The organism is Microbispora sp. NBC_01389 (assembly GCF_045040095.1).
Taxonomy (GTDB): Bacteria; Actinomycetota; Actinomycetes; order Streptosporangiales; family Streptosporangiaceae; genus Microbispora.
Map to the genome: position 1 here is coordinate 2,898,220 of NZ_CP109552.1, position 21,119 is coordinate 2,919,338.

Consider the following 21,119-nt stretch of genomic DNA (forward strand, 5'->3'; position numbering starts at 1 on the left):
AATGTCCCAGTTGTGGGTGGTACTACGTACTCATGACGGTAGCGTTGCGGTGAGACATCTTGGCCCTCGTCAGGAGTGCACGTGACCGTTCCCGCGGACGCCGCCCGGCGGCGCATCGTTGAGATATTCACATCCGAGGAGGGGCCGCTGCTTCGGCGGTGGAGCCAGGTGTCCGGCGCGCCGGTCGACGAGCTCCGGGACCTGCACCAGGCGCTCCGCACGGCCCTCACCGGCGACGGCGACCTCGCCGACGTACGCGGCCTGCTCGGCGAGCTGTCCCGCGCCCGCGCGCGGCAGGGCTACACCCCCTCCGACACCGCCCGGGTCGTGTTCTCCCTGAAGGAAGCGGTGTACGAACAGGTCGAGGCCGACGGGCAGGGCGACGCGCTGCGCGGCTTCGCCTGGCTGTCACGACTGATCGACGATCTCGGACTGTTCACCTTCGAGACCTACTCCGCCGCCCGCGAGAAGATCATCATCGACCAGGCCGAGCAGCTTCTCGAACTCTCGACGCCCGTCGTGAAGCTGTGGGAGGGGATCGTCGCGGTGCCGCTGGTCGGCACGCTCGACTCCGCCCGCACGCAGGTGGTGATGGAGAAGCTGCTGCAGACGCTGGTGGACACCGGCTCGGAGCACGCGGTGATCGACATCACCGGCGTGCCCGCGGTGGACACGGAGGTCGCGCAGCACCTGCTCAAGACCGTCGTCGCGGCCCGGCTGATGGGCGCGGAGTGCGTGATCTCCGGCATCCGCCCGCAGATCGCGCACACCATCGTCACCCTGGGCATCGAGTTCGGCGACATCGTGACGAAGGCGTCGCTCGCCGACGCCCTCGCGTACGCGCTGTCCCGCAGCGGTGTGCAGCTCAAGGGCGCCGCGACCGCCCGGGTCGCGGTCAGGGCGGAGCGCGGCTGATGGAGCGCGTGCCGATCCTCAAGCTCGGCGACATCCTGATCGTCTCCATCCAGATCGATCTGGACGACCAGAGCGTGCTCTTCCTCCAGGAGGACCTGGCCGAGAGGGTGGTGTCCAGTGGAGCGCGCGGGGTGATCATCGACATCACCGCCGTGGAGATCGTCGACTCGTTCATCGGCCGGATGCTGTCGACCATCGCCGCGATGACGCGCATGCTCGACGCCGAGACCGTGGTGGTCGGGATGCGTCCCGCCGTGGCGATCACGCTGGTGGAGCTGGGACTGTCCCTCGGCGGCGTGCGCACGGCCCTCAACCTCGAAAAGGGAGTCGTGATGCTGGAGCACGCGAGGAGCGCCGAGGGGTGAGCGGGCCGCAGGAGATGCCCATCGCCACCAACGGCGACGTCGTACTGGTGCGCCAGAAGGTCAGGAGCGTGGCGGCCGAGATCGGGCTCTCCCTGGTCGACCAAACCAAGATCGTAACCGCCGCCAGCGAGCTGGCCAGGAACGTCCTGGTGCACGCCGGCGGCGGACAGGTGGAGGTCGAGAAGGTCTCCACCGGGCTGCGGCCGGGGCTGCGGCTCGTCTTCTCCGACGAGGGCCCCGGCATCTCCGACATCGCGCAGGCGATGACCGACGGCTTCACCACAGGGGGCGGTCTCGGGCTCGGCCTGAGCGGGTCGCGGCGGCTCGTCGACGATTTCGACCTGGTCTCCGCCCCCGGAGAGGGCACCCGCATCACGGTGACCAAGTGGGCCCGTTGAGCGGCCCGCTGGCCGGACCGGTAGGCGAACCGGGTGAGGGCCGCATGGCCGGCCGTCCCGAGGACGTCTGGGTCCGCGCCACCGACCCCAGCGTGATCGGCGCCGTCCGAAGGTCGGCGGTCGCGCTCGCGACCGCCGCCGGGTTCGACGAGAACCGCACGGGCCAGGTGGCCGTGGCGGTCACCGAGGCGGTATCGAACCTGGTCAAGCACGCCGAGGACGGCGTCGTCCTGGTGCGCGCGCACGGCGAGCGGCCGGGCGTGGTGGAACTGGTGGCCGTCGACCGTGGACCGGGCATCGCCGACCTCGCCCGCGCCCTGCGGGACGGCTTCTCCACTTCGGGAACCCTCGGCATCGGGCTGGGCGCCATCGCCCGCATGGCCTCGGCCTGGGACGTCCACAGCATTCCGGGCCGGGGCACCGTCCTGGTGACGCACTTCACCGCGGACGGCCGGCCCGAGCCGCCGCCGCGCACGAGCGGGATCCGCCGCCCGATCGGCGAGGAGACGGTCTGCGGGGACTCCTACGCCGTGGCCGACACCGGCGACGTGATCACGGCCGTCCTCTGCGACGGGCTCGGCCACGGCGCCGCCGCCGCGTACGCCTCCCGCGAGGCGGTCCGGCTGTTCCTGGACGATCCCCTCGCCCCGCCCGTCGCCACGCTGGAGCGCGTACACCGGGGGCTGGGACACACCAGAGGGGGCGCCGTGGCCGTCGTCAGGGTCGAGCGGGAGACCGTGTCGTACGCCGGGCTCGGCAACATCTCGGGCTGGATCGCGCACGCCGAGGGCCGCCAGGGCATGATCTCCCTGCCGGGCATCGCCGGGCACAAGGGCAGGCGCCCGCAGCAGTACGAGTACGCGCTGCCGTCGCACGCCACGGTGGTGCTGCACTCCGACGGCCTCACCGACCGCTGGGACCCCGCGTCCTTCCCCGGCCTGTTCGCCCGCACCCCGGCCGTGATCGGCGCCACCCTGCTGCGCGACGCCGGCAGCCGAAGGGACGACGCCTGCGTCGTGACGCTGAGGCAACGGTCGTGACGGGCGAGGTGCTCACGCGCGCGGACATCGGCGGAGACCAGGACGTCTTCGCGGTCCGGCGGCTCGGCAGGCGGATCGCCGAGCTCGTGGGCATGGAGTCGCAGGATCAGATCCGCATGGCGACCGCGCTCAGCGAGATCGGCCGCGAGGTGCTGGCCTCGGGCGCCCAGGGGCACGTGACCTTCAACCTGGCCGAGGACCGGGTGGTCGTCACCGTCGATTACGGCGACGGGCACGGCCTGCGGCGCAGCGAGGGCCTGACGCTCGCCGGCCGACTCGTCGACGAGATCACCCTGGCCGCCGAGGAGGGGCGCGTCACGCTGGTGAAGCGGGTGCCCGGGCACCGGCGGAGCCCGTCGGCCGCCGAGGTACGGGCCGAGCTGGCTCCGCTGGCGCCCGCCACCGCGCTGGACGAGCTGCGCGAGCAGAACAAGGAGCTGGCCCGCACGCTGGAGGAGGTCCTGCGGCTCAACGGCGAGCTCGAGGAGACCAACCAGGGCGTGATGGCGCTGTACAACCAGCTGTCGGCGGAGCTGGAGGAGACCAACCGGGGGGTCGTGGCGCTCTACGCCGAGCTGGACGAGAAGTCGTCCCAGCTGCGCAGCGCCGCCGAGGCCAGGCAGCGGTTCTGGGCCAACGTGAGCCACGAGCTGCGGCTGCCGCTGACCTCGATCATCGGTCTGGTCCGGCTGATGGTCGGAACGGGGGGTGAGCCGCTGACCGAGGAGCAGGAACACCAGGTGAACCTCATCGGCGGCAGCGCGGAGACCCTGCTCGGCCTGGTGGGGGAGCTGCTCGACCTGGCCAAGGCCGAGTCGGGCCGGCTCGACCCGGAGCCGTCGCTGGTGGACGTGGTCGCACTGGCCGAGGCGCTGCGCGGGACACTGCACACCGCCGTACGGGCGGAGGGGGTCGGCCTGGTCATCGAGGTGTCCCGCGAGGTCGGCGAGATGCTCGTCGACGAGGTCATGCTCACCCGGATCCTGCGCAACCTGCTCAGCAACGCGCTGAAGTTCACCCGGGAGGGTGAGGTGCGGCTGACCGCCGAGGTCGACCCGGCGATGGCCGAGGTCGTCTTCACCATCACCGACACCGGCGTCGGCATCCCCGAGGAATTCCTGGAGCGGGTCTTCGAGGAGTTCTTCCAGGTGCCAGGCCCGCTCCAGCTCAAGGCGAAGGGGACCGGCCTCGGCCTGCCGTACGCCCGCAGGCTCGCCGAGGCGCTCGGCGGCACACTGGAGCTGTCGAGCACGGAGGGGGAGGGGACGACGGTGGAGCTGCGGGTGCCGCACCGGATGGCGAGCCCCGAGATCGGCCACGTGCTGGTCGCCGACGACGACGCGGGGTTCCGCGCGCTGGCCCGGCGCCTGTTGTTCGGCTTCGCCGCCGTCGTGGACGAGGCCGCCGACGGGTATGAGGCCCTCGAACGGATGCGTGAGCACGTCCCGGACGTCGCCCTGGTCGACCTCTTCATGCCTCGCCTCGACGGCGCCGCCCTGCGGCAGCGGATGGCCGGGGACGAGACCTTCCGGGAGGTGCCTGTGATCACGGTGTCGGGAGCGCTGGACGAGCAGGAGAGCGCGCACCTGTCGCTGAGCAAGCACGGGCTGCGCCGGGACCGGCTGCTGGAGACGGTCAGGGAGGCGGTCGCCGCGCGGCGCGGAGGTGGGGCCGATGATTGACGCCGCGGCGACCGTGCTCGTCGTCGACGACATCCCGACCAAGCGCTACATCCTGTCCAGCTGGCTGCGGCGGGCGGGGCACCGTGTGGTGGAGGCTGGCGGCGGCGAGGAGGCGCTGGCCCTCGTCGCCACGCTCAGGCCGGACCTGGTCGTCCTCGATGTGCGGATGCCCGACCTCGGGGGCATGGAGGTCTGCGAGAAGATCAAGGCCAACCCCGAGACCACCTCGATCCCGGTGATCCAGGTGTCCGGCAACGCGATCACCCCGGCCGACCGCGCCGAGGGGCTGGAGCGCGGGGCCGACGCCTATCTCTCCGAGCCGATCCAGCCCGACGAGTTCGCGGCGACGGTCCGGGCGATGCTGCGCTACTACCGGGCACGGCAGCGGGCCGAGCGGATGGCGGCCCGGCTGAGCACGCTCGCCGAGATCACCCTGCTCCTGAACGAGGCGGGCGACTTCGAGCGGCTGCTGTCGGTGGCCGCCGAGGGCTGCTCCCGGCTGGTGGAGCGGCCCGCGCGGGTGCTGGCCGTCTCGCCGGACGGGAAGCTGCGCAGGTTCTCCGCCCAGCCCGGCGAGGCCGGTGCGGCCCGGCCGGTGCGGCCCGACACCCTCGACAAGCTCACCGCCATCGCGGTCGGGGACTCCACCGGGGTGTGGACGTTCGACCTGGACAGCTCGAGGTGGGCCGCCTTCGTCCCCGACAGCGAGGTGGCCGGTGGCGTGTCGGGCGTGCTGTGCCGTACGAAGTCGGGCCGGCCGCCGGTCTTCCTGGGCGTGGAGTCGGACCCGGCGCTCGACGGCGACGAGGTGAGCCTGCTGCGGCAGTTCGGCCAGGCGGTCGCCCTGGCCGTCGACGCGGCCCGCGCGTACGCCGAGGAGCACACGATCGCGCTGACGCTGCAGCGCAGCCTGCTGCCCGAGAGGATCCCGTCCGTGCCGGGCCTGCGGATCGCCGTGCGTTACCAGCCCGCGGTGGACAACGTGGAGGTGGGCGGGGACTTCTACGAGGTCCTGCGGCTGGGCGACCGGGTGCTGATCGCGCTCGGCGATGTGCAGGGCCACTCGCTGTACGCCGCCACCGTGATGGCGGAGCTCCGGTACGCGCTGCGGGCGTCGGTGATCGAGGCGGTCGACCCGGCCCGGTCGATGAGCCTGCTCAACGCGGTCCTGCGGCGTTATCACCCCCGGATGACGGCGACCGTCTGCCTGCTCCTGCTCGACCCGGAGACGGGTGAGATCGAACTCGTGAACGCCGGGCACATCCCGCCGCTGATGGCGGGCCGGGAGACGGCCTATCACCGGTTCGGGAACCTGCTGCTGGGCGTGGCCGAGGAGCGGTACCGGGTGGACCGGCTCCACCTGGCCGAGGGCGCCACGATGGTGCTGTTCACCGACGGGCTGATCGAGGACCGCGACAAACTGCTCGACGAGAGCCTGGAGATCGCCCGCCAGCAGGCCGAACACGTGGGCGAGGACCTGGAGAGCTTCTGCGACCGGCTCATCGCCACGTTCGGGGCCCGCGAGGACGACGTGGCGCTCGTCGCCTTCCGCCGCGTGCCGCGCTGACTGGTTGTCCGCCGCGCTGACTGGTTGTCCACAGGGGGCGAGCCGGGGCCGCGACGGGCGCCGGGGACCGAATAGCCTTGGGGGCATGCGGAGCCCTTTGCTTGACACACCCGGCGCGGTGGCCGCGCAGGCGCCGGACGAGACGGTGGCGGCCCACTACGGCGACCCCTACGCCGAGCAGCGCGCGCTCGCGGCGGGGCGGGCGCTGGTCGACCGGAGCGACCGCGAGGTCGTGCGCGTCGCCGGGCCCGACCGGCTCGGCTGGCTCAACGACCTCAGCTCCCAGAAGCTGGACACGCTCCGGCCGGGCACGCCCGCCCAGGCGCTGCTGCTGGACGGCCAGGGCCGCGTCGAGCACCACCTGACCCTGGTGGACGACGGCGAGGCCGTGTGGGCGCACGTGGAGCCGGGCACGGCGGCGGAGCTGGTCGCCTTTCTGGAGAAGATGCGGTTCATGCTGCGGGTCGAGGTCGCCGACCTCACCTCGGACTACGCGGTGGTCTCCGTCGCCCCGCCCGCCCCCGCGGGTCTGGAGGAGACCCGGACGGAGGGCAGGGCGCTCCCCGAGGGGACCGTCGTGATGGGCGGCGACCTGCTCGTGCCGCGCGACCGGCTGGCCGGTCTCCCGGAGGAGCTGGGCCTGCGGCCTGCAGGGCTGTGGGCCTACGAGGCGCTGCGCATCGCGGCCCACGTGCCCCGGCTCGGGTTCGAGACCGACCACAAGACGATTCCCCACGAGCTCGGCTGGATCGGCGTGGCGGTCCACCTGAACAAGGGGTGCTACCGGGGGCAGGAGACGGTCGCCCGGGTGCACAACCTCGGCCACCCGCCCCGCCGACTGGTCTTCCTGCACCTCGACGGCAGCGTCGACGACCTGCCGCCCCACGGCGCCCCGGTGACGCTCGGCGTGGGCACCCCGGCCGAGGCGGAGCCCGAGGCGGCCGTGGAGGGCGCCGCCGAGCCCGGCCAGCTGGGGTTCGTGGGTTCCTCGGCCCGCCACTACGAGCTGGGCCCGATCGCCCTCGCGGTCGTCAAGCGGACGGTGCCGGTGGACATCGACCTGCTGGCCGGTGGGGTGGCGGCGAGCCAGGAGGTCGTCGTTCCGCCGGACGCGGGCCGCAACGTGCACATCGACCCCTCCCTGCGCCGCCGCGTCCGCTGACGGTCAGACGTCCAGGACGAGCGTGATCGGGCCGTCATTGGTGAGGGTCACCTTCATGTCGGCGCCGAAGAGGCCGGTCTCGACCCGCGCGCCGAGCGTCCGCAGTTCGGCCACGACCGCCTCCACCAGCGGCTCGGCCACCGGGCCGGGAGCGGCCGACTGCCAGGTGGGCCTGCGGCCCCTGCGGGCGTCGCCGTACAGGGTGAACTGGCTGATGACCAGCAGCGGGGCGCCGACGTCGGAACACGACTTCTCGCCGTGCAGGATCCGCAGCCCCCACAGTTTGGCGGCGAGCCGCGCCGCCTCGGTCCGGCCGTCGGTGTGGGTGACGCCCACGAGCACGAGCAGGCCGGGCTCGTCGATCGCTCCGACGACACGGCCCTCCACCACAACCGACGCGGAACTGACCCGCTGTACGACCGCACGCATGCCCCCGGATTCTGCCATGCCCAGGCGCTTCGTAGACTGCGCCCCATGTCGGAGATGGTGGTAGAGGTCGTCCGTTCGGGATTCGTCGAGTCGGTGCACCGCGCCCGCGTGCACGTGATCGGGGCGGACGGTTCCGAAGCCCTCGTGCGCGGGGACACGGCGAGCCTCGCCTCGCCGCGCTCCGCGCTGAAGCCGCTGCAGGCGCTCGCGATGGTCCGGGCCGGCCTGCCGCTGGAGGGGGAACTGCTCGCGCTGGCCGCCGCCAGCCACAGCGGGGAGTCCTTCCACGTCGACGGTGCCCGGAAGATCCTCGCGGGCGCGGGGCTCGACGAGTCCCACCTGCGCTGCCCCGAGGACCTGCCGCTGGACGAGGAGGCGAGCCGCCAGGTCCTGCGGCAGTACGGCGAGGCCCGCCGGGTCTTCATGAACTGCTCGGGCAAGCACGCGGCGATGCTCGCCACCTGCGTGGTCAACGGCTGGCCGGTGGACGGCTACCTGCATCCCGGGCACCCGTTGCAGCGCGCGATCCGCGCCACGGTGGAGGAGCTCACCGGCGAACGGGTCGCGGCGACGGGCGTGGACGGCTGCGGCGCGCCGCTGTTCTTCGTCTCGATGGCGGCGGTGACCCGCGCCTTCCGCCGCCTCACGCTGGCCCCGGACGGCAGCCCCGAGCGGCGCGTCGCCGACGCGATGCGCGCGCACCCCGAGTGGACGAGCGGCACGACCCGGGCCGAGGCCGTGCTGATGCGGGCCGTTCCCGGGCTGCTGGTGAAGTCGGGCGCGGAGGCGTTCGACGCCTTCGCCGACGCCGAGGGCCGGGCCGGCGCGGTGAAGATCGTGGACGGTGGCGGCCGTGCCCGCGTGCCCGTCACCGTCGCCGCCCTGCGCGCGGCCGGGATCGACGCCCCCGAGCTCGCCGGGCTCGCGACCACGCCGCTGTTCGGCGGCGGCGTCCCGGTCGGAGAGGTCCGCGTCCACGCCGTCTGAGCCGCGCACGCCGCGCCCGCCCTCCGCCCCCCCGACCGGGGGCGGGGAGATCAGAGCGAGCGGAACTGGCGGGAGGACGAGATCGCGCCCGAGGTGGTCAGCGTGAACGTCCGCATCGAGTCGGCGAACCTGGACAGGTCCCACTCCGCCGGTCCCTGGTACCAGTACAGGTGGTCGGCCTGCCGGCCGTCGCCGGTGAACGAGCCGACGAGCCTCGCCCACCGGTCCACGTTGTCGAAGATCACCGCGTACGGCAGGTAGCGGGAGAACAGCTCCACCCGGCGGTCCGGGGGCACGTCGTCGGCGCTCGCGTGGGCGAGGTACTGCCGGAAGCCGAGCGTCTGCGCCAGCGCCTCGGCGCCCTTGGCGGTCTTGGCCGGCATGTACTGGCCGCCGAAGGCCAGGGCCGCGCCCGCGATGATCAGAGCCGGTCCCAGCAGGCCGTACGACGTGAACCAGGCGAGCAGGACCGTGGCGACCACTCCGAGCGCGAGCACCGCCACCCCGAGGGTGGTCCAGCGCGACCGCACCGAGTCGGGCCGCCGGGCGAACCAGCCCTGGTTCACCACGTCCTGGTAGAGCGCGTCGCGCACCGCCGTGAGGCGCGCGGCGAAGGACCCGTGCAACTGCGACAGCAGCACCCTGTCGCGGCCGTCGAAGACCGCGTCCCAGAGCGCGCGCTCGTAGGGGAGTAGGTCGCCGATCGGGGCGCCGGGCAGCTTGACCAGGCACCAGTCCGGGGCCTCGTACGTCTGCCGGGGCTGCTCGTCGATCCGCAGGAAGCCGCGTACGGCGAGGTCGACGAGGGTCGCGGTCACGTCGACCACGTCGGCCTGCTCGTCGACCAGCGTGCCGATCTGCCCGGGCCGCACCCCGTCCGGCGGGGTGAAGCGCCCGTCGCCGCCGGCCTGGGTCGCCCAGGCGCCTGTCGTCCCGCCGGCCGTCTCACCGCCGATCACCCGGGCGTCGCGCCCGCGCGTCCAGTAGAGCAGGGCCACGCCGCCCAGCAGCAGGACCAGCAGCGCCGCGAGCGACCCGCCGGTCACCGCGTTCAGCGCGAACGCGTTGGACAGCTCGAACCTGCGCTCCAGGATCGGGGCCGCGCCGGTCGCGCCCTTCGGATAGCCGACGACGACGGTGAGCGTCTGGCCCTGCCGGAGGTCCTGCTGCTCGAAGGCGGCGGTGGCGCCGGTCTCGTCGGCCGACGCGCCGGTGCAGGCCGTGGCCGCGCCGGGCTCGCCCGCGAAGCAGGACAGGTTCTGCACCCTGCCCGGGCCGGTCACGGTCACCACCGCCTCCCGCACCGGGCCGGACACCGCGAACCAGCGCAGCTCCTCACCCCCGCCGCCCGCGCCGTCGGCGACGGGCGCGACCGCGCCGGTCACGTCGTACTCGACCGTGCCGCCGAACGTCAGGGTCTCCCCGTCGTACGAGCCGCCCTTGACGTTGGAGAGGCGGTAGACGCGGTCGTGGCCGTCGTCGAATCGGGTGCGGGTGATCGGCGTGCGCCGCACGGTCCCGTCGGCGGGGGCGACCGTCTCCTTCACGTGGAGCACGCCGTCCGGGCGGAGCTCCAGGGTCACCTCGTCCCTGGCGACCGGCGCCGCCGCGGCGCGTGCGGGCTGTGCGTACGCGGGCTGGGCGGGTGCGGGCGAGGCATGCGCGGGGGAGGCATGCGCGGGGGAGGCGGCGAGGGCGGGGAGGACGGCGAGCAGTGCCGCCGGTCCGAGCCGGCGCGCGAGATCCAGCATGAGCCGAAACCCTATCGGTCCCCTCTGACATGTTTAGCGGGGTCGGCAGGGCCGCGAGGTCGGTAGGGTTACCGTCCATGGGGCATACCCGGTTGTACCGGAACGGCGTCCTGGAGGCCGAGGGGTTTCCGGTCGCCGACGTCTCCGAGCACCTCAAGGATCCCGCGGCCGTGGTGTGGTTCGACATGTGCGACCCCTCGGAGGAGGACCTCCACGCGATCAGCGAGGAACTCGGGCTGCACGCCCTGGCGGTGGAGGACGCGCTGCAACGCCGGCAGCGGCCCAAGCTGGACGTCTACGACGGCCACATGTTCCTGAGCGTCTACGCGTCGGCCTTCGACTCGGAGTCCGGCCGGGTGCGGGTCACCCCGGCCACCGCTTTCATCACCCCGAACGCGCTGGTCACCGTGCGGCAGTCGGACGAGTTCTCCGTCGAGGAGGTGATGCGGCGCTGGGACGACGGGGCGGACCTCGCCCGGCACGGCGTCGCGTTCCTGCTGCACGGCCTGCTCGACTACGTGGTGGACAGCCACTTCGAGACCGTCGAGGCGATGGACGAGCAGGTGGAGGACCTGGAGGGCACGGTCTTCGGCGAGCGGCCGGTCGGCCCCGGGGAGCAGCGGCGAACGTTCGAGCTGCGCAGGAGCCTGGTCACGCTCCGCCGGGTCGTGATGCCCATGCGGGAGGCCGTGAACACGCTCCTGCGCCGCAACGGCACGGTCGGCGACGGGGAGATGGCGCCGTACTTCCAGGACGTGTACGACCAGGTCCTGCGGGCCAGTGAATGGACCGAGTCGCTGCGCGACCTGATCGGCAACATCCGTGAGACGCAGCTGACCCTGCAGGACAACAGGATGAATCTGATCATGAAGCGGGTGACCAGCTGGGCCGCGATCATCGCGGTGCCGACCTTGATCACCGGATTCTACGGCCAGAACATCCCGTTCCCCGGCTTCGGGCATCACTGGGGCTTCTGGACGTCCAGCGTGCTGATCGTGGCCGTCTCCGCCGCGCTCTACCGGGTGTTCCGGGCGCGCGACTGGCTCTGAGCCGGCTCTGGAGCGCCGCCCCGGTCACCAGGGTCCGTACGGGCCCTGGTTGCCGCCGCCCTTCTGCTCGTTGACCGCGGGCTTCACGTCGGCGAGGTAGATGCCGGCCGCGATGACCGCCGCGATCGTGAAGATGCTCAGCGCGCCCAGGAACTGGACCGCCGCGGCGAAGGTGAACAGCGTCGCGAAGCCGAGAATGATCAGCCAGAGCTGCTTGGTCTGCTTGCCCGCCGCGGGGAAGGCCCGGGCCGGGATGCGCACGGCGTGGACCAGCGCCACGACGCACAGCAGGAAGGCCGCCAGGGAGAGCAGCCAGAAGATGATGGAGAGGATTCCGTGCAGCCCGAACATTGGTTCTCCACATGGTCAAGGTCGCCGACGACCCCAAGACTAATAGGCGCTGACTAGTGGGCGCCGCCGACAGGTGGCGTGGACGGCGGCGGCCCGCCTCCCCTGGGGGGAGACGGGCCGCCGTGTCGCTCGCGGGTGTCGCTCGCGCGGTCGGGAGATCAGCCCCGGCTCGCGGTGGTGGCGCGGGCGCGGCCGGTCGTGGTCCGCTTGCCGGCGGTCTCGGCGGCGATCGCCGGCTCGGCGGTCTCCGAGACCTCGGTGAGCTCCAGCGCGGCCTCGCCGCTCACCCGGCTGACGACCTTGCGGCCACGGCTGGCGAGGTCGTCGTACAGCCGGTTGATCTGGGTGGTGGCGGCGTCGGCGTAGCCCCTGGCCTTGTCCGGCAGCTCACGCGCGACGGTCTCGGCCCTGTCCTGCACCGTGGAGGCGTAGGCGCGGGCCTTCTCCACGGCGAAGTCGCCGGCCCCGGTCAGGGCGTAGAACGGCTTGCTCTCGGTGATCTTCTTGGCCTGGGTGACGATGGTGGTCATGGGTTATCCTTCCAGCGAATCCGGCGTCAAGCCGTCACGCGAGGGAACCGGGCCGTCCCCGGGATGCGCAGCCGATTGCGGCGGCTGCGCGGCGCCGGCCCGGTTCTCCTTGCGGAACGACTCGTAGATATCGACGAGCACCTGGCGTTGCCGCGAGGTGAGCGCCACGTCGGCCCGGACCGCGGCCAGCACGTCGCTGTGCGGCTCACGGTCCTCGATGAGGCCGGCCTGGACGTACAGCGCCTGGGCGGAGATCTGCAGACCCTTGGCGATCTGGTTCAGTATCTCCGCGCTCGGCTTGCGCAAGCCCCGCTCGACCTGGCTCAGGTAAGGGTTCGACACGCCTGCCTGCGCGGCGAGCTGGCGGAGTGAGATCTTCGCCTGCTGCCGCTGCTGGCGGATGTACTCACCGAGCGAGCCGACCTTGGGCAGTTCCATGTCCCCAGTCTGCATCGCGCTGCTTGCAATTGCAAACTCGGTGACTAACTCCAGCTAACACCCAAGTGCCGGCCATGAAACGGCCGGGCCGGGAGGCGGTCTCAGCCGGGCAGCAGCCAGAGCAGCGGCGCGCTGGTGGCGAGCAGCACCGACCCGGTCAGGATCAGGAAGCGCTGCGCGGCGGGAAGGGCCACCTCGGGACGCACGAGCCGGTCGACTCTGGCCATCACGCCCGACGACGCGGACGCGCCGAGCGCGCCCTGCGGTGTGGGCAGCGCGGCCGAGGTGCCGAACCGCAGCAGGGCCGTGGCCAGCCTGCGGGGGCAGCAGCGCCGCCGGGCGCGGTCGTCGGCGGCCATCTCGATCAGCAGTTCGACCGAGGCCTGTGCGTCGCGGACCAGCTTCGACCACGGCAGGGCGCGGCGCAGGGCGGCGAAGGGCAGCAGCACCAGGTCGTGGCGTTCGCGCACGTGCGCGGCCTCGTGCGCGAGCACGGCCTCCAGCTCGGCGGACGACAGCAGGTGCAGGGTGCCGTCGCTGATGACGACCTGCGACTTCAGCCCGGGCAGGCAGTAGGCGGCGGCGCCGGGGAAGTCGACCACCCGCACGCCGGGCACGGCCGGTTCGTCCCTGGCCACCAGCGCGAGCAGCAGCCGGTGCCGGTGGCGGGCCCGCAGCGTCTGCGCCCCCGCCGCGAGCGGCAGGGCCACCAGCACCGCGAGCAGGGACAGGCCCGCGACCAGCGCGGCCAGCCGGACCACGTCGTACGGGTCGCGCACGCTGGAGCCCACGCTCGCCAGGAAGCCCGCCAGGAACTCGGCCAGGCCGTGCACGACCCCCTTGCCGTACGGGCCGAGGGCGAAGGCGAGCAGGGCGCCGGTGGAGGCGAGGCCCCAGGTCACCCCGAGCGACTGCCACAGCAGGATCGCCGTGCGCGGGGCGCGCCAGGTCCAGCGCGCGAAGGTCAGCCGCCACGCGGCCAGCGCGCAGGTCGTCGCGAGTGCGGCCAGGACCGCCGCCGCGATCACTCTTCCCCCAGCTCCGTGAGCGCTTTCCGGAGGATCTCGGCCTCGGTCCCGGAGACGGCCTGGGCGAAGCGGGTCAGCGCCGCGTCCCGGTCGCCGGTCATGTCGAGGGCTTCGAGCATGAGCTCGGCGACGTACGCGTCGCGGCTCGCGGCGGGCTGGTAGCGCCAGGCGCGCCCGTCCCGGGTGCGGGTGAGGAACCCCTTGCGGGACAACCGGTCGAGCACGGTCATCACGGTCGTCGGCGCGAGGTCGCGATCCTCGATGAGACGCCCGACCTCGCGGGCCGTGAGCGGAGCGTTCTCCGCCCAGAGGATGTCCATGATGCTGCGTTCGAGCTCTCCCAGTCCCTTCACACCTCCAAGGCTACCTGGGGTAGTACTACGTCCTGTAGAGAGGTGAGGCACATGGACATCGTTCTGGTCGAGGGAGACATCACCGAGCAGCGGGTCGACGCGGTCGTCAACGCGGCCAACTCGTCCCTGCTGGGCGGCGGAGGCGTGGACGGGGCCATCCACCGGGGCGGTGGCCCGGCGATCCTGGAGGAGTGCCGGGCGCTGCGCTCCTCCCGGTACGAACGGGGGCTCCCGGCCGGGCAGGCCGTCGAGACCACCGCCGGGCGGCTGCCCGCCCGATGGGTGATCCACACGGTCGGGCCCGTGTACTCGCCGGGTGAGGACCGATCCCATCTGCTGGCCTCCTGCTATCGGGAGTCGCTCGTCGTCGCCGACCGGTTGGGCGCCGCCACCGTGGCCTTCCCCGCCATCTCCACGGGGGTCTACCGGTGGCCGATGGAGGACGCCGCCCGCATCGCGCTGACCGCCGTGCGGATGGCCACCGTAGGGATGACCACCGTAGGGATAACCACTGTGCGGCAGGCCGCCTCCGCCGTCCGCGAGGTGCGGTTCGTACTGTTCAGTAACGCAGCCTATGCCGCGTTCGAGACCGCTCTCGCGGAGTCGCCCTAAGCATTGGGCCAAAATTCACAGCCGGCGGAGCATGTAGATCTCGTCCCGGTCGTCGCCGGGCGCCACCCGGATCGATCGGGGCACCCGGCCGACCTCCTGGTAGCCCGCGCTCGCGTAGAAGGCGTCCACTCCGGTGCCACCGCGGCAGGTGAGCTGCAGCGCCTCCAGGCCGAGGGACCGCGCGGCCTCGTCGGCCGCGCGCAGCAGGGCCCGGCCGTGCCCCCTGCCCTGGTGCTTGGGGTGGACCATGACCCGCAGCATCCACCGCCAGTGCGCCCGCAGGCGCGAGCCGTTGTCGGCCAGGATGAGCCAGGCGGCGACCTCGCCGTCGTCGCCGAACCCTGCGAGTAGGCGGTCCGGGGCCGCCGGGCCGCCGGCGGAGCGGGTGCGGGCGAACGCCTTCTCCGCCGTCGGCCTGATGACGTCCGGCGTCACAGGAGGCACGAAGCCCACGGCGCCGTCCGCGTTGGTCACCTCCGTCCAGCAGTGCAGGAGCTGCTCGAAAAGCTCGGGGGTCATCTCCGGGTCGAGGACGAAACGCATGGCCCGGACGTTACCAACCGCCGGAGGAGCCGACTGGGGAGACGCCGCTCCAGGGAAGGGTCAGCTCGCCGAGCCGCCACCGCCCCGGGCCCCCGGCCGGCGGCAGGGTCTCCACCGGCCAGTCCCGCGCCACCAGCTCGGCCGCCCTGATCCAGCGCTGCCGGGCGCCGTACGCGCCGAAGGGGGCGCAGGCCGCCCAGGCACGGTCCCAGTCCGCGAGGAACGCGTGGACCGGCTGCCCGGGGACGTTGCGGTGGATCAGCGTCTTGGGCAGCCGCTCGGCCAGGTCGGACGGCCGCCCGAAGCCGGTGAAACGGGCCGCGAAGGTCAGCGTCCGCGGCCCCTCGGCGCCGAGCGCCACCCAGGTCGCCCGGTGGCCGATCTCCGAGCAGGTGCCCTCGACGACCACTCCCGAGGGGTGCAGGCCCGCGCGGAGCAGGTCCCAGTGCGCCCACGCCTCGTCCTCGCCGTACTGCCGCAGCACGTTGAACGCGCGGACGATCAGCGGCGGGCGGGGGACCGGCAGCTCGAAGCCGCCCCTGACGAACGACAGCCCCTCCCGTTCGTACGGCCTGGCCGCCGCGACCCGCCCGGGGTCGATCTCCACGCCCACCACCTCGACCACCGGGCAGACCCGGCGCAGCCTGGTGAACAGCTCGGTCGTCGTGACGTGGGACGCGCCGTAGCCGAGGTCGACCACCAGCGGCGGCGCCGTCCCCGCGCGGCCCGAGCGCAGCAGCGGGCCATACACGGCGGTGATCCAGCGGTCGCAGCGGCGCAGCCGGTTGTGCCCGGTGGTGCCGCGGGTGACCGCACCGACGGGCCGGGCGGGCCGTCCGGGCCGGGCCGGTCTCATGACCCCGGCGTGACCCGGTGCACCTTGTGCTGGGCGGCCTGGGCCCGCGGCCGCACGACCAGCCGGTCGATGTTCACATGGGCGGGGCGGGTCACCGCGAAGGCGATCACGTCGGCGATGTCGTCCGCGGTCAGGGGGCCGGGGACGCCCTCGTACACCTTGGCCGCCCGTTCGGCGTCGCCCGCGAAGCGGGTCAGCGCGAACTCGTCGGTCTTCACCATGCCCGGGGCGACCTCGATCACCCGCACCGGCTCGCCGCACAGCTCCAGGCGGAGGGTCTCGGTCATCGCGGTCTGCGCGTGCTTGGCCGCGCTGTAGCCGCCGCCCCCCTCGTACGACACGAAGGCGGCCGTCGAGGTGAGCATCACCAGCACGCCGTCGCCCGACGCGACGAGCTTCGGCAGCAGCGCCCTGGTCACCCGGAGCGCGCCGAGCACGTTCACGTCGTACATCCGCTGCCAGTCGTCCACCCGCGCCCCGGCCACCGGCTCCAGCCCGAACGCGCCGCCCGCGTTGTTCACCAGGACGTCGCAGCGGTCGAGCGAGCCGGCCAGCGCGTCCACCGACGCCTGGTCGGTCACGTCGAGCGTCACCGCGCGGACGCCCGGCACCTCGGCCGCCAGCTTGTCGAGCCGGTCCCGCCGCCGCGCCGCGGCCACCACCTGATATCCCTCCGCGGCGAGCCGCCGGGCCGTCGCCTCGCCGATGCCGCTGCTCGCACCGGTCACCACCGCGGTCCTGACCCCCGGATCGGTCGCCCCCGGATCGGTCACCGCCGGAATCGTCGGATCGGTCATCCCCACCGCCCTCCTCACTCCACGCCGCTCCTCTGGACAGCCCCTGGGCACTCCCAGGGCACCCCCTGGGGCGGCCGCAGGGGCAGCCGCCATCCTCTCAGGGCCCCCGGCGCTCACAAGTGTCGGGGAATCCGGTGATGATTTTGGTGGTTGTAAGCCTTTCGGAGGTGGTTCGGGTGTCGGTCTTTCGGCGTCGGGTCAACCGCGTCGCGACCATAAGCGTGCACACGTCCCCGCTTGACCAGCCGGGCACGGGCGACGCGGGAGGCATGAACGTCTACATCGTCGAGGTCGCCAAGCGGCTCGCCGCGCTCGGCGTCGAGGTCGAGATCTTCACGCGGCGCACCGCACGCGACCTGCCCCCGGAGGCCGAGCTGAGCCCCGGCGTGCTGGTCCGTCACGTCACGGCGGGGCCGTACGAGGAGCTCGGCCGCGCCGACCTCCCCGGCCAGCTGTGCGGCTTCCTGTCCGGCGTCCTGCGCACCGAGGCGATGTACGACCCCGGCCGCTACGACGTGATCCACTCCCACTACTGGCTGTCCGGCCAGGTGGGCTGGCTGGCCAAGGAACGCTGGGGCGTGCCGCTCGTGCACACCATGCACACGATGGCCAAGGTCAAGAACGCCCTGCTCGCGGAGGGCGACAAGCCCGAGCCGGCGATGCGGGTGCTGGGCGAGGAGCAGGTCGTGGAGGTCGCCGACCGCCTGGTCGCCAACACCGCCGCCGAGGCCGAGGAGCTGATCGACCTCTACAAGGCGCCGCGTGAGCGCGTGGCCGTGGTCAACCCCGGCGTGAACCTCGCCGTCTTCCAGCCCGCGTCGAAGGGCTCCGCCCGGCGCCGCCTCGGCCTGCCGCAGGACGCGCGCGTGCTGCTGTTCGTGGGACGCATCCAGCCGCTCAAGGCCCCCGACGTGCTGCTCAGGGCCGCCGCCCGGATGCTCGTCGAGGACCCCTCGCTGCGGTCGCGGCTCGTCGTCGCCTGCGTCGGCGGGCCCAGCGGCAACGGCCTCGCCCGTCCCGCGCTGCTCAGCGACCTCGCCGCCGAGCTCGGCATCGCCGACGTCGTACGGCTCGCGCCGCCCGCCCCGCAGCAGGAGCTCGCCGACTGGTACCGGGCCGCCGACGTGACCGTCGTGCCCTCGCACAACGAGTCGTTCGGGCTGGTGGCGCTGGAGTCGCAGGCGTGCGGCACCCCCGTCGTCGCGGCGGCGGTCGGCGGACTGCGCACCGCCGTCCGGGACGGCGTGTCCGGCGTGCTGGTGGACGGGCACGACCCGCACGACTGGGCGCGGGAGCTGGCCCTGCTGACCGGGCGTCCCGACCGGCTCGCCGCGCTCGCCGCCAACGCCGTGGAGCACGCGACCGCCTTCGGCTGGTCGGCGACCGCCGCCCGCCTCGCCGAGGTCTACGCCGGCGCCAAGGCCCAGCTCCACCGGACCCCCATCGCGGTCAGCTCGTAGGCTGGCGGAATGAGAACCGAGCTCGAAGCCGTGATCGAGTCGGCGCTGGAGTCCGCCGAGCTGTCCTACGAGCGACCCAGGCCGGGCGCGTTCCTGGTCAAGCTGCCGGGCCGGCACAAGCTCGCCACCATGACCTGGCTCGTCGTCGGCGACCAGGCGCTGACCGTCGAGGCGTTCTTCTGCCGGCAGCCGGACGAGAACCACGCCGAGTTCTACCGCTGGCTGCTGCACAAGAACGGCTCGACGTACGGCGTCCACTTCGCCGTCGACGCCGTGGGCGACGTCCACCTGGTCGGCCGGCTGCCGCTCGGCGCGGTGACCGGCGAGGAGATCGACCGGATCCTCGGCTGCGTGCTCACCTACTCGGACGAGTCGTTCGACCGCGCGCTCGAGCTGGGCTTCGCGTCGTCCATCAGGCGCGAGTGGGAGTGGCGGGTCAAGCGCGGCGAGTCGCCGGCGAACCTCCAGGCGTTCGCCCGGGTGGTCGGCTCCTGACCAACGGGCCGTCAACCGTACGCCGATAGGATTGGCCGCATGGCTACTTTGGTGCTGCTGCGGCACGGTGAGAGCGAATGGAACGTCAAGGGCCTGTTCACCGGTTGGGTGGACGTCACCCTCTCGCCGACCGGCGAGGAGGAGGCGCGGCGCGGCGGGCAGCTGCTCCTCGAGGCCGGCATCCGGCCCGACGTGGTGCACACCTCGGTGCTCACCCGGGCCATCAGGACCGCCAACATCGCCCTTGAGGCGGCCGACCTGCTGTGGCTCCCGGTGAAGCGCTCCTGGCGGCTGAACGAGCGCCACTACGGCGCGCTCCAGGGCAAGGACAAGGCGCAGACCCGCGCCGAGTTCGGCGACGAGCAGTTCATGCTGTGGCGCCGGTCGTACGACGTGCCGCCGCCGCCGATCGCCGACGACGACGAGTACTCCCAGCTCGGCGATGGCCGCTACTCGCTGCTGCCGTCGGAGCTGGTGCCGCGCACCGAGTGCCTCAAGGACGTCGTCGGCCGGATGCTGCCGTACTGGTACGACGAGATCGTCCCCGACCTGACCGGCGGCCGCACGGTGCTGGTCGTCGCGCACGGCAACTCCCTGCGCGCGCTGGTCAAGCACCTGGAGGGCATCGGCGACGAGGACATCGCCGGCCTGAACATCCCCACCGGCATCCCGCTGCGCTATGAGCTCGACGACGCCTTCCGCCCGGTCGGCAAGGGCGAGTACCTCGACCCCGCCGCCGCCGCGGCCGCCATCGAGGCCGTCGCCAACCAGGGCAAGAAGTAACCCCCGCATCCGTCACCACGGCCGCGCCCCTCCCGAGGGGCGCGGCCTACTTGTAGACGACGGTCTTCTTCGCCCTGCCGGGGAAGACCTCGACGAGGATCCGTACGGCGCCGTCGGGGGGATCGGGCACCTGGGTGACGAGCTTGCGGCCGCGCAGGTGGACCCTGACCCGGTAGGAGCCCGGCCCGCGCGTGGTGAGCCCGGTCAGTCTCTGTCCGTAGCCGTCGACGAGCTCCAGGGAGCCGGTCGGGCTCTCGTACGCCACCTCGATCACCTCCTCCCAGCCTCCGGTCTCCACGGGCGGGCGCCGGGTGTAGGACTCGACGGTCACGCAGGCGTGCCCGACCTCGTCGGCGGCCCAGATCGCGAGCGAGCCCCGGTCGCTTCCCACCAGGTTTCGCACCAGGTCCGGGGGATTGCCCTCGTAGCCGTCCTCCCAGCCGTCGATAGTCCAGAACTCGGCCCACATCATGGCCCGGCGCTGCCGTACGGGCCTGATCGCCGGCCGGTGCCGGGGCAGCGCCGCGCACACCTTCTCCTTCTCGGCGACGTACGCGTCCGACTCCGCCTGCTGCCGATCTTCCTCCGCCTGCTGCGCGCCGGCCACGGCTGGGCACAGGCTCGCGAGCTTGATCGCCAGCGACGCCTCCGGGGCCTCCTGGACGGCCCGCGCGCCGAGGTCGCCTCCGTGCCGGGTCGCCAGCGCGCACAGGTGCCGCCCCTGAGCCAGGACGGCCTCGTCCGTGACCTCGTCCCACTCCTCGACAGGGGAGCCGTACGAGGGGTAGATCGGGAGGTCGTGGCCGCGGACCGCGCAGAGGAAACGCCGTTCCGCAGTGGTCAGCCCCGTGACGGTGCCGTCGCCGTATCCGGCGCAGCCGAGTTCCCGAGCGGTGCTCACCCTGCCGGCGGCGGCCGACGCTGCCGGAAGCAGGACGACCGCGGTCGCCGCCAGGGCGGCCGCCGCCGTACGGGCGACCGGCCCTCGCCGCACGAACCCGCGCCGGGGAGCGCGTACGGCGAGCAGCATGAGCAGCGGCGGAAGGGAGTCGTAGAGCCCCCACCCGACCAGCGAGTCGAACAGCCCGGGCGGTCCCCACTGCTGCCGGCACGCGGGGCCGAGGGCGGCGTCCAGCGTGGGGAGCAGGAACTCGGGGAGGTAGCGGACGAGCAGCACGACGGCGACGCAACGGCCGATGATCCGGCCGAGCCGGAGCCGCCCTCTCCGGACGCCGAGCCACCAGCCCGCGCAGCCCAGGACGACCAGCGGGGCTCCGTCGGTCGCGAGGAGGGGGAGGCCGATGACCGGGTATGCCGGGAAATAGACAAGGTCATAAATCTCCCACCCCGGGCAGGAGCTCCCGAATGAGACCGTCGAGAAGAAGCCTCCGGTCTCGCCGCCGGTCAGGATCGACGCGGTCCAGAAGTAGAGGGTGGGAGCCGCGGAGAGCAGCACCGCCGCCGCCCAGAGCACCAATGATCGTCTCGGGGGAGCGCAGACTACGCGACCCGTGCGACAGAACGCGTG

Annotated in this window: 24 protein-coding genes; 13 read left to right on the forward strand and 11 right to left on the reverse strand. The window is 72.9% G+C overall.

From position 1 onward, the window contains the following. The first annotated feature begins 81 nt into the window (after nucleotides 1-81). The 7 genes from OG344_RS13150 to OG344_RS13180 all read left to right on the forward strand — a co-directional run bounded on the left by OG344_RS13150 (nucleotide 82) and on the right by OG344_RS13180 (nucleotide 7,129). Nucleotides 82-915 carry an STAS domain-containing protein gene (locus OG344_RS13150; protein ID WP_405088466.1) on the forward strand — a complete coding sequence of 278 codons (834 nt, stop codon included), beginning with the start codon at nucleotides 82-84 and terminating at the stop codon, nucleotides 913-915. Next, nucleotides 915-1,280, forward strand: a complete 366-nt coding sequence (locus OG344_RS13155; protein ID WP_327043576.1) for an STAS domain-containing protein — start codon at nucleotides 915-917, stop codon at nucleotides 1,278-1,280. The genes OG344_RS13150 and OG344_RS13155 overlap by 1 nt, the downstream gene beginning before the upstream one ends. 14 nt (nucleotides 1,281-1,294) lie before the next feature. Next, entirely contained in the window at nucleotides 1,295-1,678 is a 384-nt protein-coding gene (locus tag OG344_RS13160; protein WP_405089085.1) for an anti-sigma regulatory factor, read from the forward strand. A gap of 44 nt (nucleotides 1,679-1,722) precedes the next feature. Beyond that, the gene (locus OG344_RS13165) at nucleotides 1,723-2,718 is read left to right on the forward strand and encodes an ATP-binding protein (protein ID WP_405088467.1); all 996 of its coding nucleotides are present in this window, start codon (nucleotides 1,723-1,725) and stop codon (nucleotides 2,716-2,718) included. Beyond that, a complete protein-coding gene (locus OG344_RS13170; protein ID WP_405088468.1) occupies nucleotides 2,715-4,400 on the forward strand; it encodes an ATP-binding protein in 1,686 nt (561 codons plus the stop codon). Before OG344_RS13165 ends, OG344_RS13170 begins: the two co-directional genes overlap by 4 nt. Continuing rightward, nucleotides 4,393-5,967, forward strand: coding sequence for a SpoIIE family protein phosphatase (locus OG344_RS13175; protein ID WP_405088469.1), 1,575 nt, complete (start codon nucleotides 4,393-4,395; stop codon nucleotides 5,965-5,967). The genes OG344_RS13170 and OG344_RS13175 overlap by 8 nt, the downstream gene beginning before the upstream one ends. A gap of 85 nt (nucleotides 5,968-6,052) precedes the next feature. Continuing rightward, nucleotides 6,053-7,129 (forward strand): folate-binding protein, encoded by a 1,077-nt coding sequence (locus tag OG344_RS13180; RefSeq protein ID WP_327043581.1) that lies wholly within the window; start codon nucleotides 6,053-6,055, stop codon nucleotides 7,127-7,129. 3 nt (nucleotides 7,130-7,132) lie between these two features. On the opposite strand, the gene dtd is transcribed toward OG344_RS13180, so the two are convergent. Then, the gene (gene dtd, locus OG344_RS13185; RefSeq protein WP_150931022.1) at nucleotides 7,133-7,558 is read right to left on the reverse strand and encodes a D-aminoacyl-tRNA deacylase; all 426 of its coding nucleotides are present in this window, start codon (nucleotides 7,556-7,558) and stop codon (nucleotides 7,133-7,135) included. A gap of 45 nt (nucleotides 7,559-7,603) precedes the next feature. Between dtd and OG344_RS13190 the strand changes: the two genes are divergently transcribed. Continuing rightward, complete coding sequence (locus OG344_RS13190) at nucleotides 7,604-8,545, forward strand: asparaginase (RefSeq protein ID WP_405088470.1); 942 nt, start codon at nucleotides 7,604-7,606, stop codon at nucleotides 8,543-8,545. A 50-nt stretch (nucleotides 8,546-8,595) separates the two neighbouring features. Here the strand turns inward: OG344_RS13190 and OG344_RS13195 are convergent, their stop codons facing one another. Next, complete coding sequence (locus OG344_RS13195; RefSeq protein WP_405088471.1) at nucleotides 8,596-10,296, reverse strand: DUF2207 domain-containing protein; 1,701 nt, start codon at nucleotides 10,294-10,296, stop codon at nucleotides 8,596-8,598. A gap of 77 nt (nucleotides 10,297-10,373) precedes the next feature. Here OG344_RS13195 and OG344_RS13200 point away from each other — a divergent pair, with 77 nt between their 5' ends. Then, nucleotides 10,374-11,345 (forward strand): magnesium transporter CorA family protein, encoded by a 972-nt coding sequence (locus OG344_RS13200; RefSeq protein WP_405088472.1) that lies wholly within the window; start codon nucleotides 10,374-10,376, stop codon nucleotides 11,343-11,345. A gap of 24 nt (nucleotides 11,346-11,369) precedes the next feature. On the opposite strand, the gene OG344_RS13205 is transcribed toward OG344_RS13200, so the two are convergent. The 5 genes from OG344_RS13205 to OG344_RS13225 all read right to left on the reverse strand — a co-directional run bounded on the left by OG344_RS13205 (nucleotide 11,370) and on the right by OG344_RS13225 (nucleotide 14,045). Next, nucleotides 11,370-11,696: a DUF2516 family protein gene (locus tag OG344_RS13205; protein WP_405088473.1), complete on the reverse strand. Its 327-nt coding sequence runs from the start codon at nucleotides 11,694-11,696 to the stop codon at nucleotides 11,370-11,372. A gap of 158 nt (nucleotides 11,697-11,854) precedes the next feature. Further along, nucleotides 11,855-12,226 carry a hypothetical protein gene (locus tag OG344_RS13210; protein WP_405088474.1) on the reverse strand — a complete coding sequence of 124 codons (372 nt, stop codon included), beginning with the start codon at nucleotides 12,224-12,226 and terminating at the stop codon, nucleotides 11,855-11,857. A 3-nt stretch (nucleotides 12,227-12,229) separates the two neighbouring features. After that, nucleotides 12,230-12,664, reverse strand: coding sequence for a helix-turn-helix domain-containing protein (locus OG344_RS13215; protein ID WP_405088475.1), 435 nt, complete (start codon nucleotides 12,662-12,664; stop codon nucleotides 12,230-12,232). 101 nt (nucleotides 12,665-12,765) lie between these two features. Continuing rightward, a complete protein-coding gene (locus OG344_RS13220) occupies nucleotides 12,766-13,692 on the reverse strand; it encodes a M56 family metallopeptidase (RefSeq protein WP_405088476.1) in 927 nt (308 codons plus the stop codon). Further along, nucleotides 13,689-14,045 (reverse strand): BlaI/MecI/CopY family transcriptional regulator, encoded by a 357-nt coding sequence (locus OG344_RS13225; RefSeq protein WP_111697688.1) that lies wholly within the window; start codon nucleotides 14,043-14,045, stop codon nucleotides 13,689-13,691. Before OG344_RS13225 ends, OG344_RS13220 begins: the two co-directional genes overlap by 4 nt. A 51-nt stretch (nucleotides 14,046-14,096) precedes the next feature. On the opposite strand from OG344_RS13225, the gene OG344_RS13230 reads away from it, so the two are divergent. Beyond that, entirely contained in the window at nucleotides 14,097-14,657 is a 561-nt protein-coding gene (locus OG344_RS13230) for an O-acetyl-ADP-ribose deacetylase (RefSeq protein WP_405088477.1), read from the forward strand. A gap of 15 nt (nucleotides 14,658-14,672) precedes the next feature. On the opposite strand, the gene OG344_RS13235 is transcribed toward OG344_RS13230, so the two are convergent. From OG344_RS13235 to OG344_RS13245, 3 genes are read right to left on the reverse strand one after another with little or no spacing between them, the layout of a single operon-like run. Beyond that, entirely contained in the window at nucleotides 14,673-15,200 is a 528-nt protein-coding gene (locus tag OG344_RS13235) for a GNAT family N-acetyltransferase (protein WP_405088478.1), read from the reverse strand. Nucleotides 15,201-15,210: 10 nt separating this feature from the next. Beyond that, nucleotides 15,211-16,056 carry a class I SAM-dependent methyltransferase gene (locus OG344_RS13240; RefSeq protein ID WP_405088479.1) on the reverse strand — a complete coding sequence of 282 codons (846 nt, stop codon included), beginning with the start codon at nucleotides 16,054-16,056 and terminating at the stop codon, nucleotides 15,211-15,213. Further along, on the reverse strand, nucleotides 16,053-16,853 hold the full coding sequence (locus OG344_RS13245; protein ID WP_405088480.1) for an SDR family NAD(P)-dependent oxidoreductase: 801 nt from the start codon (nucleotides 16,851-16,853) through the stop codon (nucleotides 16,053-16,055). Before OG344_RS13245 ends, OG344_RS13240 begins: the two co-directional genes overlap by 4 nt. A gap of 137 nt (nucleotides 16,854-16,990) precedes the next feature. Between OG344_RS13245 and mshA the strand changes: the two genes are divergently transcribed. The 3 genes from mshA to OG344_RS13260 are packed head-to-tail and all read left to right on the forward strand — an operon-like array spanning nucleotide 16,991 to nucleotide 19,591. Then, entirely contained in the window at nucleotides 16,991-18,313 is a 1,323-nt protein-coding gene (gene mshA, locus OG344_RS13250) for a D-inositol-3-phosphate glycosyltransferase (protein ID WP_405088481.1), read from the forward strand. 9 nt (nucleotides 18,314-18,322) lie between these two features. Beyond that, the gene (locus OG344_RS13255; RefSeq protein ID WP_327043592.1) at nucleotides 18,323-18,808 is read left to right on the forward strand and encodes a YbjN domain-containing protein; all 486 of its coding nucleotides are present in this window, start codon (nucleotides 18,323-18,325) and stop codon (nucleotides 18,806-18,808) included. A 39-nt stretch (nucleotides 18,809-18,847) separates the two neighbouring features. Further along, the gene (locus OG344_RS13260) at nucleotides 18,848-19,591 is read left to right on the forward strand and encodes a phosphoglyceromutase (protein WP_405088482.1); all 744 of its coding nucleotides are present in this window, start codon (nucleotides 18,848-18,850) and stop codon (nucleotides 19,589-19,591) included. A gap of 46 nt (nucleotides 19,592-19,637) precedes the next feature. Here OG344_RS13260 and OG344_RS13265 read toward each other — a convergent pair whose 3' ends face one another. Next, nucleotides 19,638-21,065 (reverse strand): hypothetical protein, encoded by a 1,428-nt coding sequence (locus OG344_RS13265; RefSeq protein WP_405088483.1) that lies wholly within the window; start codon nucleotides 21,063-21,065, stop codon nucleotides 19,638-19,640. Nucleotides 21,066-21,119 lie beyond the last annotated feature (54 nt).

Excerpts from the sequence above, each read along its gene's own strand:
- OG344_RS13155 (WP_327043576.1), top strand. The coding sequence starts at position 915 with ATGGAGCGCGTGCCGATCCTCAAGCTCGGCGACATCCTGATCGTCTCC.
- OG344_RS13160 (WP_405089085.1), top strand. The coding sequence starts at position 1,295 with ATGCCCATCGCCACCAACGGCGACGTCGTACTGGTGCGCCAGAAGGTC.
- OG344_RS13165 (WP_405088467.1), top strand. The coding sequence starts at position 1,723 with ATGGCCGGCCGTCCCGAGGACGTCTGGGTCCGCGCCACCGACCCCAGC.
- OG344_RS13175 (WP_405088469.1), top strand. The coding sequence starts at position 4,393 with ATGATTGACGCCGCGGCGACCGTGCTCGTCGTCGACGACATCCCGACC.
- OG344_RS13180 (WP_327043581.1), top strand. The coding sequence starts at position 6,053 with ATGCGGAGCCCTTTGCTTGACACACCCGGCGCGGTGGCCGCGCAGGCG.
- dtd (WP_150931022.1), bottom strand. The coding sequence starts at position 7,558 with ATGCGTGCGGTCGTACAGCGGGTCAGTTCCGCGTCGGTTGTGGTGGAG.
- OG344_RS13190 (WP_405088470.1), top strand. The coding sequence starts at position 7,604 with ATGTCGGAGATGGTGGTAGAGGTCGTCCGTTCGGGATTCGTCGAGTCG.
- OG344_RS13195 (WP_405088471.1), bottom strand. The coding sequence starts at position 10,296 with ATGCTGGATCTCGCGCGCCGGCTCGGACCGGCGGCACTGCTCGCCGTC.
- OG344_RS13200 (WP_405088472.1), top strand. The coding sequence starts at position 10,374 with ATGGGGCATACCCGGTTGTACCGGAACGGCGTCCTGGAGGCCGAGGGG.
- OG344_RS13205 (WP_405088473.1), bottom strand. The coding sequence starts at position 11,696 with ATGTTCGGGCTGCACGGAATCCTCTCCATCATCTTCTGGCTGCTCTCC.
- OG344_RS13210 (WP_405088474.1), bottom strand. The coding sequence starts at position 12,226 with ATGACCACCATCGTCACCCAGGCCAAGAAGATCACCGAGAGCAAGCCG.
- OG344_RS13215 (WP_405088475.1), bottom strand. The coding sequence starts at position 12,664 with ATGGAACTGCCCAAGGTCGGCTCGCTCGGTGAGTACATCCGCCAGCAG.
- OG344_RS13230 (WP_405088477.1), top strand. The coding sequence starts at position 14,097 with ATGGACATCGTTCTGGTCGAGGGAGACATCACCGAGCAGCGGGTCGAC.
- OG344_RS13235 (WP_405088478.1), bottom strand. The coding sequence starts at position 15,200 with ATGCGTTTCGTCCTCGACCCGGAGATGACCCCCGAGCTTTTCGAGCAG.
- OG344_RS13240 (WP_405088479.1), bottom strand. The coding sequence starts at position 16,056 with ATGAGACCGGCCCGGCCCGGACGGCCCGCCCGGCCCGTCGGTGCGGTC.
- OG344_RS13245 (WP_405088480.1), bottom strand. The coding sequence starts at position 16,853 with ATGACCGATCCGACGATTCCGGCGGTGACCGATCCGGGGGCGACCGAT.
- mshA (WP_405088481.1), top strand. The coding sequence starts at position 16,991 with ATGATTTTGGTGGTTGTAAGCCTTTCGGAGGTGGTTCGGGTGTCGGTC.
- OG344_RS13255 (WP_327043592.1), top strand. The coding sequence starts at position 18,323 with ATGAGAACCGAGCTCGAAGCCGTGATCGAGTCGGCGCTGGAGTCCGCC.
- OG344_RS13260 (WP_405088482.1), top strand. The coding sequence starts at position 18,848 with ATGGCTACTTTGGTGCTGCTGCGGCACGGTGAGAGCGAATGGAACGTC.